The following is a 15,475-nucleotide window of genomic DNA, read 5'->3' on the forward strand; positions in this document are numbered from 1 at the left end:
TGGCAATAGAATAGAACCCGGAAAAGCCGGATAGAAGCGCCTAGCGCCGCACGCTGCAGCCGCCGAAGGCGATCAACGAACTGCCGCCGAAACCGGACATGGATGAACGGCATTCGATCTGCGGCTGCGGTTTGTTGGCGCTTATGATCAGCATCAAGGCCACCAGCAACGCGGCCCACACCATCACCATCGCGCCGCGCGTCGCCCACATCGCGATTTTTTCCTCGCGCGTGACCTTGGGTTTGTACACGAATGGCTTTACGGGCTGGGTCTTGGCCGGTGCGCCCGGCCGCGGCCCGTATGTTCCCTGCATGGTTGCCATAACGTTTTCCCCCTTGTTGGCGGTTGCCCGCTCTTCGATTCCCTAAACACAAGGTGCTTACTGTTATCTTAATATTATGCCTCAAAATAGTTCAAAAACCCCGAATCATGGAGGGCCATTTTATGCAAATGCCGTACATATTTGTGCCCGCTTCGGCATGGATTCCAGCGCTTTAGCCAGCCCGCACATTGCAGTGCAGCGCAGTTGTTGCATGAAAGGGCATGTATTGCGGCTTGTTGACGGGGCAAAAACAGCCGGTATGATCGCCGCCAGCGGTTGCAAGACAGGTGCACTACACGCAATGCATCTAAAATTGCAGCATCGGGAGAAAGCCGGTGCGCGGCCCCAGTGGTGGAATTGGTAGACGCGGCAGACTCAAAATCTGCTATCCGCAAGGGTGTGGGGGTTCAAGTCCCTCCTGGGGCACCATCCCGTCCGGACGGGCCATGATCCGGGTTATGTCGGGGGATACGATGAAAAAGCTTACAGCGATGCTTTCCGTGTTTTTGCTTTGCGGTTGCGCGACGTATCCGGTTTACGGAACCGTAAAGGGCGCGAAGGCCGAGAGTTTTATCGGTTCCGCCACAACCGCGCTCGGCGGCAATGGCAATATTACAATCACCAGCGATACCGGCGTGAAATGCGAAGGCGAATATTATGCCCCGTCTTCGTTGACCGGCGCGACCGCCGGGGAAGGAACCTTGAGTTGCGGCAACGGCCTGACGGGGCAATTCAATTTTGCCGGCACGACCTCATCCGGGCAGGGTTTCGGCACATTGTCGGACGGCAGGAAATTTGAATTTTATTTCGGCCGGGTCAATATCGTGAAAAGCCAGGAATAAGGCGTATTTTACACTTTCCCGCCCCTGCGGGCGGTCCAGATTTGTTCCATCTTTATGTAAGTGAAGGACGCCGACCAGGCGATCATCAGCAGGCCCGTGAGCGCTTCGGCCACCGCGATGGCGGCAAAGGCGCCGTGGGGAATAATGTCGCCGTAGCCGAGCGAGGTATAGTTGACGGCGGAGAAATAGCCGAAAGCACCGAGGCTTGCATCGAAATCGCCCGCGAGCGATCCGAGCGCGGGGAACATCGCGACCGCCTTCATCGCCAGCGCGAACACCCATATCTCGATAATGTGCCCGCCGATCAATGCGGCGACGATCAGCACCATCGCGCGCCGCCCCGCATGCCGTTTTTGCACCCACGGCAGAATGCGATCGGAAATCGCGAGGATCACCTCGTAATGCACCAGCAGCGTCGCCATAACGAGCGCGCCCGCGATGATCCAGCCGAGAAGATAGATCAGCATGCGTTTGTCTGCCCCGCGTCGTGAATAACTGGCCGTAGGGAAATTATAGGCATTGAGAGGATTTTAGGCCAGCCTTGCTTCAGGCGACTTCATCGAGCTTCTGCTCGCCTTCGGCCGGCTGCGCTTCGCTGCTTGCGGCGGGAAGCGGCTCGCCCGCCAGTTCACGCACGACATTCACGGCGCCCGCTGCAAACGCACCCTCTTCATCGAGCCCGCGGATATAGGCCGCGACCTTTTGCTGTTTTGCGATCGCCCCCGCGCGGTCGCGCAGCACGGCTGCGATGGCGGCGGCGAATGCATCCGTATCTTCGGGCGTGACCAGCGGCAGGTTTTCCGCCTGCCCGGCCAGCTTTTCGGTGATCATCGGCAGCTCGGTGCCGACGATGGGCGCGCCGTAATTGAGCGCTTCGTAAATTTGCGTCGGGAAATTGCCTTCCATGTTGGAAGAGAAAGCGAGGCAGGCGCAGTTGCGATAGAGCCAGGCGACGGTTTCGTCATCAATGCCGCGTGCGAAAATCGTGCGGGCTTCGAGGTTAAGCTGGTCAAAGACTTCCTTTGCCGGCTCGAAATGATCCATATGGCCGGTGAGCACGAGCTGCAGATCCGGAAATTCCGCGGAAAGACGATGCGTTGCGCGCAAAAGCATCGCAATGTTTTTATTGGGCCGGTTCTGCGTAGGGTAGAACAGGAACGGCCTGCCGCGCAGCTGCGCGCGCAACGCCGCGATTGCCGGCGCGGCTTCGTCGATATGTTCGATCGTGCCGGTGTTGAGTTGAGGCAGCGGAAAGACCCGGATTTTGGCGGCATCCACCTTCAGATCGCAGCGCGGCAGGTAGCCCGCGCTGAAGTGCGAATTGGTAAAAACCACTTGCGCTTTTTGTGTAATATAGCGGGCGACGCGCGCGAGCCCCGCATCGACATTGAATTCCCCGGTTTCTTTGTAGAAATGCGGGATGTAATCGGGCAAATAGAGCGCCAGCGGCTTTTCCAGTGTCAGCGAATCCATGAAGAAATAATAATGCGGATTGATAATGCCGACGGCGTGCGCATCGGCGTTGATGCGGTCGGTATGGCTGTAGAGGAAGCCGCGGAATGCCGGCGGCACCAGCTGGCTCGGCTGCAGGCGGGCGAACTTTTTCCGGAGGCGTCCGCGCCGCGCCATGACATAGGCAAAAACCTTGCGCGCGAAACGCAAGCCGCGCAGCAGAATCTGTCCGGCTATGATAATAAGCCGGCGGATACGCGGGCCGCGCCGCGCGAGCGTAAGGCCGAGTCTCAGCAATTTTTCCTTCAAGCCGCGTTCAACCACATCGACGCGGTGCCTCAACCCTTCGTGCGGGTTCACGCCGCGCGGCAACGCCATACCGGGGCGGGCGGGCAGCGCTTCATCCCCTTCGACCGGCATGATGCGCAGGCGCGCGCTGTCCGGTCCGCCGGGCGTAAAGAACCCGTGTACATTCGCGGCCTCGGACGCATAGGCGGTGATTACGACTTGCAGTTTCGTATGTTTCAGAAGCGCGTGGCAAAAACGGCGCATGACACGGGGAATGCCGTCGGTCGCGATATAGCTGCCGTTTTCGAACTTGATGCTTCGGTGCGGGTAATGATCGTAGATATAGATACGTTTTTGCGTTTCATCGGCGCGGTCGGCCGCGTTCAACACGACCGGGCGTGCCGTGTTGCGCGTTTCCGGCTTCAACAGGCGGGCGAATGTTTCATCGAACAGCGGGTTGACATGTTCGGGCGTATAAAGTTTGCGCACCTCGCCCTGGGACGCGATAACCTCGTTAATATAGCCGCTGTCGCCGGCCAGCAAGCGCCGCGTTTTGGCGTGCGCTTCATCCTCGTTCTGCGCCCGTCCCGGCGCCTTGCCGCCGAAATAGCGATCGAGCAGCGAACCGGGCATAAAAACAACGGGCCCGCCCGCAACCATCATTTCAATCGGCGGCAGGTAACAAACATCGCGCTCGGTATAGGTGTAAAGCAGTCCGGCGCTTTGCTTATAGGCCTGCAGGTGCCGTTCGCGCGGCAAGGTGCCGACGATTTGCGGATCTTCGATATCGCTCCGCATCTGCACGCCATAGAAACGGAAATACCGCTGCGGGAAATTGCGCTTCAGGTATAGATAGTGGTGGCGGTAATAGATGTTATCGATATTCGGGCACACCGCCATAATTTCGGGCTTATGTTCGCCTTGTGCCCAGGTATCCGTGAGCGCAAGCGCGTCCTGCCCAAGATGGTAAGGCACGGGCACGCATCGATCGCGCAGCCAGGCATGCTCGCTTGCCGCCGTTAGCGGGCTGTGCGGCACGAACCAGAAATCGGGCCGTTCCGTCACCAGCCGCAGCGTGCCGAAATTGAACAGATGGTCGCTGAGCGGTTCGATCTGGCCGTAGGTGCGAAAGATAACCTTGCCGCGAAATACGCGCAGAAGCTCGTGCAGCCAGCCGGGATGGATGGTGACGATCATGACATCGAAATGTGCGTTGAGCAGCTCGCCAACTTCCGGGCTGACCTGATCGTAATAAAAATTGGTGCGCGACAATTTATCGAACACGTCGCGCGGCAGCGTGGTGGGCTGATGCGTATCCCATGCGAGGTTGGCGGACTGATCCGGCACGGGGCTAAGATAGGGGGGGTTGAAAACTTCGTAGCCCAACTGGCGCAGACGCGGCAGCTCGGTGCGCGTTAAAAGTTTGTGCATGCCGAGCCAGAAAATACGCATAAATTGTTCTCTGTGACGCCTGTTTCACCACCGCCATTGCCGCTTGCGCGGCACGGCATGAAAGCCCGGGGGATATTATGCCCCGGTTCTGCCTACAATCTCAAGTTCCGGCATCGGGAAAATCAGTTTGCCGCCGCGGGCAAGAAAAGCCTGTTCGCGCGCCACAATGGCATCGCGGAAATGCCAGGGCAGCACCAGAAAATAATCGGGCTGCATCGCATGCGCTTCGGTTTCGGCCACGATCGGGATTTTGGTGCCCGGCGTGAAGGCGCCGAATTTATCCGGGTTGACCTCGGCGATGCAGGGAAGCGTTTCGCTATTAATTCCGCAATATTGCAAAAGCACATTGCCCTTGGTCGAGGCGCCGTAACCGAGCACCTTTTTGCCTTCGCTTTGCAGGCGTTGCAGCAACTTGAGTAATTCTTCGCGTTGCGCGCGGGCGACTTGCTGGAAAGCTTGCAGCGGCGCCGGAGTATCAAGCCCGAGCCGCTTTTCTTCCGCCATCATCGCATGGATCATGGCGGTTGCTTCGGGCCATGGCGCGGCTTGCTTCGCGGCCGTGACCGAAAAGCTGCCGCCGTTAATGTCGTTTAACGCGACATCGACGATCTTGAGGCCGATTTTATCGGCCATGAACTTGATTTGCGCCAGCGCGTAATATTCCAGATGTTCCTGGCACACCGTATCGTAGGAGCGCGCGGCCAGCATGGCGGGCAGGTAGCTTTGTTCGAACACCCAGACGCCGTCATCCGCCAGCATTTCGGCCACTTCGCGCGCGAAGGCGCAGGGATCCTGCAGATCGTAGAACATGGCAATCGACGTGATGACGCGCGCCTTGCCGCCCGCGCCGACAATTTTGCGCGCAGCATCGGCGGAGAAGAAATCCTCAACCACCTCGATGCCCGGCTGGTAGAATTTGCGGAACTTGGCGGCCGAAGGATCGATCCCGAGGCGGCGAAGCCCTTCGACCTTATAGGCACCGAGCGTGGTGCCATCGTTGCTGCCGATATCGATTACCCAATCGCCCGGCTGCAGCGCGACGCGCGCGCAGACCGCCGCCACCTTGCCTTCAAGATGACGAACCATCGAGGCGTTGAGGCCCGAACGGTAACCGTAGGTCTGGCCGTACAACATGCCCGGCTGGTAGTTGTGCGCGAGCTGCACAAGGTTGCAATCATCGCACTGCACCAGCCGCATCGGCCCAGCGGGAATGTTTTCAGCCGCCGATTTGGGGAACACGCCGGTCAGCGCCTGCGTACCAAGGTCGAACACATCGGTCAGGCCGCCGCTGCCGCACAGGCGGCAATTTTCGATCGCGGTGCAGAAATCCTGCCCGGGGGGCCGGGTTTTTTCGGCAGTGGAGGGTTGCGACATCGGCTTCCGTTTTCCCGTTGTTCAGGCAGCAAGACTGCTTTTAGCGATGCGTGCACGCCGCAAGTCGGCTTCCACCATCATGGTGACAAGTTTATCGAGACCGGTTTGCGGCTGCCAGCCCAGTTTTTGTTTTGCCTTGCCGGGGTTGCCGATCAAAAGATCGACCTCGGCCGGGCGATAGAATTTCGGATTGACCGCCACCCAGACCTTGCCGGTCTTGCGGCAGGTGCCGACTTCATCGACGCCCTTGCCCTGCCAGACGAGATCGACATCGACCGCGCGCGCGGCCAGTTCGGCGAATTTGCGAATCGTGTGGGTTTCGCCGGTGGCGAGCACGTAATCTTCGGCGCTGTCCTGCTGCAGCATGCGCCACATGCCTTCGACATAATCGCCGGCATAGCCCCAATCGCGCTGCGCATCGAGATTGCCAAGCTCGACCTTGTCGAGCTGGCCGGTTTTTATGGCGGCGAAGGCGGCGGTGATTTTGCGGGTCACGAATTCGGGGCCGCGCAGCGGCGATTCGTGATTGAACAAGATACCGGCGCAGGCGAACAGGTTGTAGGATTCGCGGTAGTTGACCGTGATCCAGTGGCCGTAAAGCTTGGCCACGGCATAGGGGCTGCGCGGATAAAAGGGCGTCGCTTCGTCTTGCGGCACCGCCTGCACCTTGCCGTACATTTCGGAGGTCGAGGCCTGGTAGAAGCGCGTCTTAGGGCTGTTGTGCCGCACCGCTTCAAGCAGGCGGGTGACCGCGAGCGCGTCGGCTTCGGTTGTATAAAGCGGCTGGGTGAAAGACGTGGCGACAAAGCTTTGCGCCGCAAGGTTGTAAAGTTCGTCCGGTTTCAGGTCGGCCACAACTTGCTGCACATTGCCGTATTCGAGCAATTCCATGCCCACCATTTCGATCTGGCCGGCGATGCCGAGCTCTTCAAGGCGCCACATATTGTTGGCGGCCGAGCGGCGATGCGCGCCATAGACCGTGTAGCCCTTTTCCAGCAAAAGCTTGGCGAGATAAGCGCCGTCCTGGCCGGTTACGCCGGTAATGAGTGCAGTCTTGGCCATCAAAGTTCCTTCCAGAAATGCCTAAGGGTTATGCGCGCGGTTTTCTTTTTCTTGCAGGCCCGGTTTTGCGCTTTTTCGTGTTGTCCTGTTTCGCCGGCACGCCCGCATGCGGCATGCGCTGATAACGGTCTTCGAAGCGGACGATATCGTCTTCGCCCAGATATTCGCCGCTCTGCACCTCGATCATCACCAGATCGATCGCGCCGGGGTTTTCCAGCCGGTGGCGGTTGCCCGCGCGGATGAAGGTCGATTCGTTGGCCTTGAGGATAAAAACTTCCTTGTCATTGGTGACGCGTGCGGTGCCGCGCAGCACAACCCAATGTTCGTTGCGGTGATGATGCAGTTGCAGCGAAAGCGCCGCGCCCGGGCGCACTTCGATGCGCTTGATTTTGAAGTTTTCGCGTTGTTCCAGAACCGTGTAGGTGCCCCACGGGCGATAGACCGTGCGATGCAGGACCGCGCTTTCGTGGTTATCGCGCTTCAGTTGCTGCACAATCGCGCGCACATCCTGCGCGCGGTCCTTGCGGGCCACCAGCAGCGCATCGGCGGTATCGACGATCACAAGGTCTTCGACACCGACGGCGCCGACCATGCGGTCTTCGGCGTGGATGTAGCAGCCCGAGGTATCGTGTAAAATCGCTTGCCCTTCGATCCGGTTGCCGTCCGCATCGGCGGGGGCGAGGTTGCTGACCTCGAGCCAGGATCCGACATCGCTCCAGCCGATATCGCATTTGACGACGGCGGCGCCCTTGGCTTTTTCCATCAAGGCGTAATCGAGCGATACGTTCTGCGCGCCCATGAAGGCGCCGCCCAGTTCGACCGTGACGCCGCCCTTTTCCTTCAGCCTGTGCGCCTGCTCGACCGATTTGCGCACACCCGCGACGATAGCGGGCGCGTGGCGCTGCATTTCGGCCAGCAGCGTGCCGGCCGTGAAACAGAACATGCCGCTGTTCCAGAGATGGCGGCGCGAAGCGGCGTACTGCCGTGCGCGCTCCTCATCCGGTTTCTCGACGAAGCGGCTGATGCGGAAGGGCGCGGCTTTGAACAGGGTACGGATTTCGGCGCCGCCAGCGGCGAGCGCGACCGCACTGGCGGACGCATCCGTGATCGCATCGCCGGTCTCGATGTAGCCGTAACCGGTTTCGGCGCGCGTGGGCTGGATGCCGAAAGTTGCCAGCATGCCTTGCTGCGCCAGCGCGGCGGCTTCCGCCACCGCATCGGCGAAGGCCGCGCCATTGGCGATGATGTGGTCCGCGGGCAGCACGAGCAGGACGGCATCATCGCCGTGCCGTTCGGCCGCAATCAAGGCCGCCGCCGTTACCGCCGGGGCGGTGTTGCGCCCTTCCGGTTCCAGCACATAGGAGCTGGCGAGGCCTTGCCGCGACAGCGGCGCATATTCATCGCGCACGCGGAAATAGGTTTCGCGGTTGATGACGCTGATGATTTCTTCGGTATCCGGCAGCGCGGCCGCGCGGGCAAAAGTTTTTTGCAAAAGGCTTTGATTGTCGCCAAGGCGCATGAAGGGCTTGGGATCGCTGGCGCGCGATACAGGCCAGAGCCGCGACCCGGCCCCACCTGAAATAATCACCGGGATTAACTGTACGCTCATGAAAAACCTGTGTTTTTGGCGCGCCGCCCAAGGCCTGGCACCGCCCGAATATCCCTGACAGGCGTTATGCCATACGGGCAGCAAAACCTACAAGGTAAAAAAACCCGGCTTCATGGCATATTTATTAATAATATCAATTGGTTAGCAAATATACGGTGCGCGCAGGCCCTATAGTTTCCGGGCCAAGGCCAGATAAGGGCTTCGGACGGCACAAAAAGCAACAATTAGGCGGGCGCCGCGCCAGCCGCTCTTTGCTGCCTGTGGTGGCGCAGTTCGGCGCCGTAATGCGGATCGTCGGCGGCGAAGATCCGGCCGTGGCGGAAGATCGACGCGCCGCTCGCGGCGTCACTCAGCGTCGCAAGCTCGGTGTTGGTCAGGCCGCGCCTTCCTTCCTTCCATGCGCACATCAAAATCTGATCGCGCACCGTTTCCATCATCATGATGTAATCGCGCTTCATGCTGACCTCTTCGCGCAAGTGCGGCAATACCTGCATTTCAATTCTGTGGCGCAATGAAGCGCATTCGCCTACCGTCGCTGCGTGGCCGCGCGTGTGGCTTTCAAGAATCTGTCCCGGCGGCAACTGGCCGAAGGCCGCCAGAACAAGTTCGGATGCCGCCGCGTAATCGCGCGGCAACGTATCGTTGATATATTGGCCAATACCGTCGATCAGCGGAATGCCCGCTTCGGTCACGCCTTTGTGCATGCGCCGTTGCAGGCGGCCCACGTCGCTGACCAGCAACCCATAGGCCATGTAATCGATCACGTCACGGAAATTGGGCGATGTTCTGTACAGCGCTTGGATACCCGCCGCCGTGAGTTTGCCGCCGCTGAAAACGGTAACGCCACGCGGCGTTTCGCCAAGCAACGCCTGCCCCGCCGCCTTGCCGGGCGTGATTTCCGCGTTCAAATAGGCGATAACATTCTGGCCGCCGAGCCACGACCCTTGCAGGTTGGCGTCGTTCAGGTTGTTGCTGAAGCCTATGGTGCGCAGCTTGTTGGTTGCGATCGGCTGTGTGCCGCGTTCCGGGTCGGCATATACGGTGCTGCTGCCATCGCCGCGCACGGCGCTGCGCGAAGAGCGGTTGCCGATTACGCTATAGAGCGGGTAGTTCACAAGCGGATGCGCGAACAGGAACCCGATCGGGTTCGGGTCATCGTTGAAATGCTTGGCGGTGTAATCTTCGTAGCAACGTTCGAGCGCCCGTCCGACGCCGTCTTCGATCGCCTGTACTTGTGACGGCTTGTCCTTGTTCAGGAACATGATCTTGGCGTTGTTGTTGAACAGGCGCACCACAAGCCGCCGGAACGAAGTGCCGAAGTTGAAATAGTTGAACAGGTCGCCGCCCTGGAAGGTCATTTTGACAAAGCGGTGCAGGCCGAAACCGTTGATCGCCGCCGTGACCGAGCGCACGCCGCCGCGCAGCGAATCCGACATGCTGCCGCCTTCGAACCATTCGACATCGATGTTCAGCTTGCTTGTATCGACGCCGTCGTTTTTGAACAGACGGATGAATTCTGCGCGGTGTTGACGCAGGAAGGCCGGAATTTCGCGGTGAATGGCGTGGATTGCGCTTCGAGCCGCCAGCGAGCCGCCGCGCCGCACATTGTCGCTGTGCGCAACCTGAATGCACAAGCTGATTTTCGAAGGATCGCCCCCGGCGCAGGCAAGCAAATGTTGCCGGTATGCCGGCAGATGCATCAGGTCCCGCACCAGGCTGGTCGCGCTGCGCAGCGTTTCCGGTTCTTCCAGCAGCGGCGTGACATGCAGATGCAGGGACGGATCGACCATCTTTTGCAGCGCCACCGCTTCCATGACATTGCCCGCGCCCTTGCATTCAGCCAGGATCATATCCTGGAACATGTCGGGGTTTTCGCGCGCGAGCTGCAAGCGCTTGAGTGTATGATAGGCGATCGCGCGCGGATCGCTTTCGCTGTATGTGCGCAGCGCGCCGGTATCATCGATGTCGCGCAGGAACGCATCCGCCTGCTGTTGCAGCCAGCCCGGATGCTCCCGCACGATGCGCTCAAGCAGCGCCGTGCGCTCTGCCCCGGTTAGCGCCGCGTAGTTGACCGGCGCACCGGTTGCGGGATCCTGCGTGACCAGAAGGCCGATGATATCGGTGTACACTTCCGACGTTTCGCGCATTTCTATTTGCGCCATATGCAGACCAAATGCGCGCTGCTGCCGCATCAGGGTCAGCACGGATTTTTTGGCGCCGCCGCGCGTTGCCTTATGCGTGCGTTCCAGCCCCGCGCCCATGCGCGCATCGGCGGCGGCAAAAGACAATGGCTGCCCACCTTCCGTGCCGAGCGCGCTTGCCGTTGCCGCCGTGATTTGATCGAATTCGGTCTGCGTCAAGGGAATGTCGGCGCCCCCTTTGCGGCGGGCTTCGAGAAAGGCGAGCTGCTTGTCAAGCACGCCCATGCCGCGCACGAAGGCGGCATCGAGCGCTTCGATATCCGGATCGAGCGTTACGCCCGCGCGGCGCAATTCCGCCAGCTCCGCGTGGTACAGCCGCAGCGCCAGGCGCCGCTGCTGGATTGTGGCGAGCAGCAAATGTTCGGCCTTCAGGTTGGCGTTGCCATCCTTGTCGCCCATGGCCCATGAGCCCATGCGGAAATTGAGGTTGAGGTCGCGCTGTTCCGCCGCGCCGTAGCTGCTGCCGAAGCGGCGCGTGAGCGCCTGATCGAACGTATCGTAGGTGTCCGGCAGGTAGTTAAAAGCATTTTCCATCGTATAGAGCGCAAATTCCATTTCCTCGAACGGCGTAAAGGCGCGCGGCGCGCCATCGGGCCCAAGCGGGGTCAGTTCGGTGCCGAGAAAGCCACCCATAACGTGCTGCAGCCGTGCGGTGGTTTCCGCGGCGTGTTCCGGGCCGTGCATGGATACTTCGCGCGCCGCATCGTGCATGTCGCGCATCAACGACCATGTTTCGAGCGTATCGATATTGGTCGGGTGCTGGGTCAGGACCGGCATGAAGGCGGACTGGCTAAGCCCGTCAACCGCTTCGCGCGCGGTTTTGAAAACGCGCTGCGATCCTTCGTCGCTGTCTTTGATTTTAAAGAGAAGATGTTCGATGCCGCCCGGCACCATATCCGCCTTGCGCAGCACCGGCGCGCGCGCATCCCTGTTCGGATCGAAGTCCGCGAGCGCTTCGTTGCGAGCCTGGCGGCGTATATCAAAGAAATTTTCGCGCGCGAGATGGCCTGAAAGCTCCAGGATCTTGCCGAGCTTGGCATAGCCTGCCGTCAGAAGCCGCAGGCGCTGCGGGCTGTCCATGTAGCGCTGCACAAGGCTTTCGCAAGCGATAGCAAGCCGCGCCTGCCGCGCTTGCGCGGCGGCAAGCCCGTCTTCATGGCTTAGGCTTTCAATATCGGGCGCGTTCAGAACTTCGCTGATAATGACGCCAAGATCGGTCGCGAGTTCCGGATCCTTTTTGGCAAGTTCCGCCAGAAAGCCGGAGCACAACGCGCTTGCAATCTCTTTTGCGTCCGTCGATTGCAACGCAGCCGCATAGGCTTCTGGCGTTGGATTGCTGTCGAATGGCATGGACTATTCCTAAAAAATAAGTAACTGCCAAAAACGGACACTAGGGTAGAAAAAATATGCTCCTGAAAGCAAGCACCAGAATCTATGGTTAATGCGTGGATTTACGAGGCTTTTTGCATTGCAGCGCGGTGCCTGCGCAGCTCGGTGCCGTAATGCGGGTCGTCGGCGGCGAAGATGCGGCCATGGCGGTAAATCGCCATACCGCTGGCTATATCGCTCAGCGTTGCAAGTTCGGCCACGTTCGGTTCGCGCCTGCCTTCGCGCCAGGCCTGCGTCAGCACATTATCGCGCATGACTTCAAGCAGGGTGACAAAATCGTGTTTCACGCCGATCTCGTCCGCCAGATGCGCCAGCGCGCGCTGTGCGACATCGTGGCAAAGGCGGGCGCAGGTCTGCGCATCGGGCGCCTTGCCCGCGCTTTTCCCGCTTAGCATACGCGCAGGCGGCAATTGCCCGAGCGCGGCAAGCACAAGTTCGGCCGCCGCCGCGTAATCCCGCGGCAGCGTATCGTACACGTATTTCTTGATCGTGCCGATCAGCGGGATGCCGCTTTCCTTCGCGGCGTGCGCCAGCCGCTGCTGCAAGCGCCCGATATCGCTGACGATCAGCCCGTAGCCCATAAAATCCACGACATCGCGGAAGCTGGGCGATAGCGCATAAAGCGTGCGCGCACCCGCCGCCGTGAGGCGGCGGTTCTTGTGCGCCATTGTGCGCCCGCCCGCCGCGCGCTGCAGCGCTTGCCCCCCCGCGCTGCCCGGTCGCAGCGCGCGCGCAAGATAATCGGACATATTCTGGCCGCTAAGCCATGAACCCTGGATGTTCGCTTCGTTCAAATTGTTGCTGAAGCCAATGGTGCGGATTTTATCGGTACGCACCGGCACGGTACCGCGGCGCGGATGGGCATAGACCGCCTCGTCCCCCGCCGCAATGCGCGTGGCGCTGCGCGAGGCGCGGTTGCCGATGATGGTATAGAGCGGATAGTTCACGAGCGGGTGCGCGAACAGGCAGCCGATCGGGTTCGCCTTTACATTAAAATGCCGGGCGGTGTAATCGGCGTAGCATTTTTCAAGCGCGCCTTTGACCGCGCGTTCGACCGCATCGTTGCGCGCGACCGTGCCGGTGCCGAGCGCCAGTTCCTTGGCGCAATGGGTGAAGGTGCGTAACAGAATGCGCCGGAACGACGACACGGTGTTAAAGAAATTGTGCAGATCGCCGCCCTGGAAGGTGGCTTTGGTGTAATGATGCAGGCCGAAGGCGTTGATGGTGGCGGTAAAGGATCGCACGCCGCCGCGCAGCGCATCCGACATGCTGCCGCCTTCAAACCATTGCACGGTGATATCGATCTGCCGCGTATCAACGCCATCGGCCGCGAACAGGCGCGTGATTTGCGCGCGTTTTTGCATCAAGTGCGCCGGAACATCGTGATGCAACAGGTGAATGTTGCTGCGCGCCGCCGCCGTGCCCGCGCGCCGCACATTATCGCTATGCGCGACCTGGATGCGCTGCACGATGGCGGCAGGATCGCCGTTCGCGCACGCCATCAGATGCCGGCGGTAGCTTGCATGCTGCAATGTTTGCACCAGCATGGCGCCGGCGTTATTGAGCGTTTCATACTCTTCCAGGAGCGGCGTAATGTGCAGCCGCAATGCGGGTGAAACCGCGCGTTGCAGCGCCAGCGCTTCCATCATGTGATGGGTGCCGCGGCATTCCGCCAGAATCATATCCGTGAACATGCCTGCGTTCTGCGCCGCAATTTGCAGGCGTTTCAGCGTGTGATAGGCGATAATTTGCGGATCTTTGGGATCGTAGGCGCGCAGCGCGGCCGTTTCTTCGATGGAAGACAGAAATTTTTGCGCGGCCTTCGCAAGCTCTTCCGGGTGTTCGCTTGCAAGTTTGTCGAGCAGGCGGGCGCGTTCGCGTTCCGTCATTTTCAGGTATGCCAGCTTTTTGCCCGTCAACGGGTGGTGCGCCAGCAAATGTGCGACGGTGCGCGAATATTCGTTCGCGGTTTCGCGCAATTCAATGCGACCGAGTTGCAGACCGAAGGTGTGCGTGCGCCGCAGCAGCGAAAGCACCGCGCCTTGCTGCTTGCCGCCTGCCTTGTCGAACAAAGCCGAAAGCGCGCCCGCAAACATATCTTCCGCCTGCGCAAAGGAAACGGGCCGCGCCGCGCCCGGCGGCACAACGATATTTTGCGCGCCGGCGGCGATGGTATCGAAGCGCGATTGCGGCAGCGGGATATCGACGCCATCGCTTTCTTCGCGCGCAAGCCTGAGCGCCTGAAGTTGCGCCGCCAGTTTGTTTTCGGCCGTTTCAAAAGCGTTTTCCCATGCACCGCACGCCGCCGCGCCGGGGAAGGGGGGCAGTATGCGCAGCTCTTCACGCGTTAGCTGCAGCGCGAGCCGCCGCTGCAGCATCACGGCTTCGAGCAGATGTTCGGCGCGGATGTTGGAATTGCCATCCTTGTCGCCCATCGCCCACGAAACCAGCTGGTAATTCAGACGGAAGCGCTTGCGTTCCCTGGCATCGTATTTCTTGCCCCAGCGCCGCGCCAAAGCCTGATCAAAGGTGCCATAGACGATATCGAGATTGCGGAACATATGTTCCATGATATCGAGCACGAAGGCGGTTTCCTCGCTGGGCGAGAAATTGCGCGGCCGTCCGTCGGTATCGAGCGGGGTCAGCTCGTTTTCGGTAAAGGCGGCAAGCTCTTGCCGCAAGCGCCGCAGCGCCGCACCATCGCCGCCGCGCAACGCCGCCGCCCGCGCCGCATTATAGACCGCGCGCAAAAGGCGGCTGGTGGCGAGCGTATCGAGATTGGTGGGGTGCTGTGTCAGCACCGGTACGAAAACAGGCAAGTTTAGGTAATTGACGGCTTCGTGCGCGCTGCGGAAAACATAGCGGCGCGGTCTGTGCGTGCCGCCCGGGTCTTTCATGAGATAGAGCGTGCGTTCGATGCCGCCCGGCACCATATCGGCTTCGGCCAGGACCGGCGGGCGGTCGCCGCGGTCCGGGTTAAAGGCACGCAGCATTTCATCGCGCCGCGCGCGCCGCATATCGAAGAAATTTTCGCACGCCAGATGCCCGGAAAGCTCGATCAGCTTGCCGACCCGTGCCCAAGCGCCCGCGAGCGCCCGCCGCCGCGCCTCCATCTTGCGCCCGCCGCGCACATGTGCGCCGGCCGCCAGCGCTTCGCATTGGGCATGCAGCATTTCGCCGCGCATGCGGGCGGAAGCGAAAGCCGCTTGCGGATCGCTTTCGCCTTGGCTGTATGGCACGGGTGCGAGGATACGATCAGCCAGATCGCGCAGATCGGACGCCAGCGCGGGATCCTTGCGTGCCAGAACGGAGAGCATTTCGGCGCAAAGCGCGCGGGCGATATCGCGCGCATCGGTGGAGGCCAGCGCGGCGGCAGGCGTGCCGACGGCCTGGCTTCTGGAAAAACGGGTTTTTAGGGCGCGGGACAGGGGCATCGGGCAGATTAGAACGGCGCGACGGGCATTGCGCAAGGCGGTTTTTTGTG

At 60.6% G+C, this 15,475-nt stretch carries 9 protein-coding genes and 1 tRNA gene; 2 read left to right on the forward strand and 8 right to left on the reverse strand.

Translation table 11 applies throughout. The features are described from left to right. Nucleotides 1–40: 40 nt before the first annotated feature. Entirely contained in the window at nucleotides 41–322 is a 282-nt protein-coding gene (locus GC131_06305) for a hypothetical protein (protein ID MBI1273677.1), read from the reverse strand. Nucleotides 323–664: 342 nt separating this feature from the next. On the opposite strand from GC131_06305, the gene GC131_06310 reads away from it, so the two are divergent. Both GC131_06310 and GC131_06315 read left to right on the forward strand, forming a co-directional pair. Continuing rightward, nucleotides 665–751: transfer RNA gene (locus GC131_06310), tRNA-Leu, on the forward strand. Nucleotides 752–795: 44 nt separating this feature from the next. Further along, nucleotides 796–1,164 carry a hypothetical protein gene (locus tag GC131_06315; GenBank protein ID MBI1273678.1) on the forward strand — a complete coding sequence of 123 codons (369 nt, stop codon included), beginning with the start codon at nucleotides 796–798 and terminating at the stop codon, nucleotides 1,162–1,164. 8 nt (nucleotides 1,165–1,172) lie between these two features. Here GC131_06315 and GC131_06320 read toward each other — a convergent pair whose 3' ends face one another. The 7 genes from GC131_06320 to GC131_06350 all read right to left on the reverse strand — a co-directional run bounded on the left by GC131_06320 (nucleotide 1,173) and on the right by GC131_06350 (nucleotide 15,425). Continuing rightward, entirely contained in the window at nucleotides 1,173–1,631 is a 459-nt protein-coding gene (locus tag GC131_06320) for a two pore domain potassium channel family protein (GenBank protein ID MBI1273679.1), read from the reverse strand. A gap of 79 nt (nucleotides 1,632–1,710) precedes the next feature. Then, the gene (locus tag GC131_06325) at nucleotides 1,711–4,356 is read right to left on the reverse strand and encodes a glycosyltransferase (GenBank protein MBI1273680.1); all 2,646 of its coding nucleotides are present in this window, start codon (nucleotides 4,354–4,356) and stop codon (nucleotides 1,711–1,713) included. 75 nt (nucleotides 4,357–4,431) lie between these two features. Further along, entirely contained in the window at nucleotides 4,432–5,730 is a 1,299-nt protein-coding gene (locus tag GC131_06330) for a methyltransferase domain-containing protein (protein ID MBI1273681.1), read from the reverse strand. A gap of 21 nt (nucleotides 5,731–5,751) precedes the next feature. Further along, nucleotides 5,752–6,792, reverse strand: coding sequence for a GDP-mannose 4,6-dehydratase (gmd, locus tag GC131_06335; protein MBI1273682.1), 1,041 nt, complete (start codon nucleotides 6,790–6,792; stop codon nucleotides 5,752–5,754). Between the two features lie 28 nt (nucleotides 6,793–6,820). Continuing rightward, nucleotides 6,821–8,401: a mannose-1-phosphate guanylyltransferase/mannose-6-phosphate isomerase gene (locus GC131_06340; GenBank protein MBI1273683.1), complete on the reverse strand. Its 1,581-nt coding sequence runs from the start codon at nucleotides 8,399–8,401 to the stop codon at nucleotides 6,821–6,823. A gap of 224 nt (nucleotides 8,402–8,625) precedes the next feature. Further along, nucleotides 8,626–11,952 carry a phosphoenolpyruvate carboxylase gene (locus GC131_06345; GenBank protein ID MBI1273684.1) on the reverse strand — a complete coding sequence of 1,109 codons (3,327 nt, stop codon included), beginning with the start codon at nucleotides 11,950–11,952 and terminating at the stop codon, nucleotides 8,626–8,628. 101 nt (nucleotides 11,953–12,053) lie between these two features. After that, nucleotides 12,054–15,425, reverse strand: a complete 3,372-nt coding sequence (locus GC131_06350) for a phosphoenolpyruvate carboxylase (GenBank protein MBI1273685.1) — start codon at nucleotides 15,423–15,425, stop codon at nucleotides 12,054–12,056. Between the last annotated feature and the right edge of the window lie 50 nt (nucleotides 15,426–15,475).

The organism is Alphaproteobacteria bacterium, from assembly GCA_016124955.1.
In the GTDB taxonomy this organism is placed as follows: domain Bacteria; phylum Pseudomonadota; class Alphaproteobacteria; order UBA9219; family RFNS01; genus RI-461.